This is a genomic window from Herbiconiux daphne (genome assembly GCF_024979295.1).
Lineage (GTDB): Bacteria > Actinomycetota > Actinomycetes > Actinomycetales > Microbacteriaceae > Herbiconiux > Herbiconiux daphnes.
The window spans coordinates 1-2,331 of sequence record NZ_JANLCJ010000048.1 but is presented as its reverse complement, the minus strand read 5'-3'; the positions used below and the strand labels follow the sequence as shown (position 1 = coordinate 2,331).

Genomic DNA, 2,331 nt, shown 5'->3' with positions numbered 1-2,331 from the left:
GTGTTGTAACTGCTGGTAGCCTGCCTGCTGGTACTCAGGTCGCAGTGCCACACGTTGACGCTATCATCGGTAGCCCAAAAGTGAAAGGCGGTCAACAGGGGCACGATCACGGCAACAACAACCACGGCGGAAACGGCAACGGTCAGGGCAACGCTGCTAACTCTAACAGCGCACACGGTCTGGGTGGCGGTAATCACATCGGTGGCGGTTCTGCTCAGTCTGGTTCACGTAACGTTGGTCACTGGTAATAAACTCAAGACTGCTGGGTAACCAGTAGGCTTTATGATTATTATCACATAACAGTAAGGGTCGAAATCATGGCAAAAGATACAATCGGTAACTACATCGAAAAAGGTTTTTATACTGGCGCTGCTGCAACTGTTGGCCTGCTCGTTGTCGCTGCTGCTCCTGAAATCGCAATCGCCGTAACGGTTGGTGTGGTCGCCTACAAAGGCGCTGAACGTTTCAGCGATCAGGTTTCTCGTTTCAAACGTGCTTGGAAAGAAAGCAAGTAAGATTATAAAGCGCCTCTGAAATGATGGGGCGTTTTAGTAATTTTACTAAAACATAAATTGTAAGGGTCGAGACTATGAAAATCAATTCAATCAAACGTATGTTCGCTGTTGTTGCTCTGCTGGCTTCTGCTGCTGCCATGACTGGTTGCGCTATTGATCCTGCTAAAATGTCAGATGCTCAGTTGTGCGCTGAATATGGTCATTCTCAGGCACAAGGCAACACTCGCAATTTCACTGCTGTTGTTGGTGAAATGAAACAGCGTGATGCTACTCATCGCAGTGTGATTGATGCTGATACCTGCAAAGTGATGGTTCAGACTGGTATTAATCAGGCGCGAACTGAAGCGCAACAAGCGGCCATGTGGAGCCAGGTATATCAGACTCAAATGATGGCTAACGCAATACAAAATCAAAATGTCAACGTTAACGGTTCAATGATGGTTTACTGATTAACGAAAAGTAAAAGTCGAGGCTGCTGAGTCCAAATCAGTTAGCCTCTATCATTTACTTTTGAGGTAATCAAAAATGGCAATGACATTCTTACGCATCTTTGCAATGTTGTTCCTGATGTTGTTCGTATTAAAATTCCTATTCGCTATCAGCACTGGATTCGCAATCATCGTAATCCTTGCTGCCTTATTCACAATCGTTTCAACGGCAGATAAGAAATGCAAAAAAGCACTGGGCAGTCTGTGGTAATTGGCCACACTGAGGATCTTTTAGATAAGCGTGACCGCTTGCTTAACGCTAAGCGTGAACGTGACACTGAAAAGAAAATGGAACAACAATCTATCCTTGACTTCCTCAATGAGGGTAAGGAAACACCTGTTGTGTTCTTCCGTTAATTTTCTCCCATATATTACTAAGAAATATTCCTAGAAGTAGTTAAGATCATATTTACTACTTCTTATAATATTCCTTAGAAATATTCCTTATCAACTCCTTAATAATATATGGGAGAAAATGAAATAGATTAGATTTACCCTTACCTTGTGGAATGTATTGCCACAGCCGGAACTCAAGAGCCGGTTTTTTCGATTACATTTGAGGTATGTATGACACTTAAATACGCTAAGCGTTCGAAGTTGAACAGGATGGTTCAGCGTATTCTTTCAGCCAGTAAGTTTGAAGTTGACGATTTCGTACTAGTTCACCTCATTCCGCAGGTTGAAGAAAAGCGCAGACCTGACCTGATCCAAATGATTCACTCACTCCGTAATAACTTCCTTCATCCGTGGGAAGCAGGCACAGCGCTTGCTAACTTCCTCGGATACAACGTCATCAACGAGGATACACATGAAACTCATTAAAGCTCTTGTCGCCATCACTGTTCTGGCTGTTATGGGTATGACCACTGCAAACGCTGCCAGCGTTACTTACCACATTGCAGACGCTGGTAAAATCGTCTGGGAAAACGATACGCTACAAGCTATCGATCTGGAAGGCAATGCGACGCCTTACACGTTGGATGCGACAACCAACGATGTGACGCTGGATAACGGTGATGTGAATGACATCATGATCTTCCACAAGAACGACGAGCCAGCCCGTCAAATCATCATTGCTCATGACAAGAGCAAATCAATGTCAGTTATCATGCCAGTCCTGCACGGCAAAGAACTCGGTCAATATATCGTTGACGACCGTTACACCACCTTCCACAAGTAAGGTTGAGCGATGAAACATGTTGTTACAGCTACGGATAAAAACCCGGCGTATAGCGAAGCGGCTGGCATGTTTAAAGCCGCTATGCTTTGCTTCCTTGTGGTTGTGTTGCTTGGTATTGCTTCATTGGCTAGAGCTTCTGATGCAACCG

Annotated in this window: 4 protein-coding genes and 1 pseudogene; all 5 read left to right on the top strand. The window is 44.5% G+C overall.

Going from position 1 to position 2,331, the window contains the following annotated elements:
• Positions 1–248 (top strand): annotated as a pseudogene (locus N1032_RS22620) (hypothetical protein); the annotation flags it as partial.
• 69 nt (positions 249–317) lie between these two features.
• Positions 318–515: a hypothetical protein gene (locus tag N1032_RS22615; RefSeq protein WP_259542562.1), complete on the top strand. Its 198-nt coding sequence runs from the start codon at positions 318–320 to the stop codon at positions 513–515.
• 74 nt (positions 516–589) lie between these two features.
• Positions 590–964, top strand: coding sequence for a hypothetical protein (locus N1032_RS22610; protein WP_259542560.1), 375 nt, complete (start codon positions 590–592; stop codon positions 962–964).
• A gap of 543 nt (positions 965–1,507) precedes the next feature.
• Positions 1,508–1,825 (top strand): hypothetical protein, encoded by a 318-nt coding sequence (locus tag N1032_RS22605; RefSeq protein ID WP_259542559.1) that lies wholly within the window; start codon positions 1,508–1,510, stop codon positions 1,823–1,825.
• Positions 1,812–2,183: a hypothetical protein gene (locus N1032_RS22600; RefSeq protein ID WP_259542558.1), complete on the top strand. Its 372-nt coding sequence runs from the start codon at positions 1,812–1,814 to the stop codon at positions 2,181–2,183. The genes N1032_RS22605 and N1032_RS22600 overlap by 14 nt, the downstream gene beginning before the upstream one ends.
• Positions 2,184–2,331 lie beyond the last annotated feature (148 nt).

Coding starts and splice junctions, on each gene's coding strand:
- N1032_RS22615 (WP_259542562.1), top strand. CDS start 318: ATGGCAAAAGATACAATCGGTAACTACATCGAAAAAGGTTTTTATACT.
- N1032_RS22600 (WP_259542558.1), top strand. CDS start 1,812: ATGAAACTCATTAAAGCTCTTGTCGCCATCACTGTTCTGGCTGTTATG.
- N1032_RS22610 (WP_259542560.1), top strand. CDS start 590: ATGAAAATCAATTCAATCAAACGTATGTTCGCTGTTGTTGCTCTGCTG.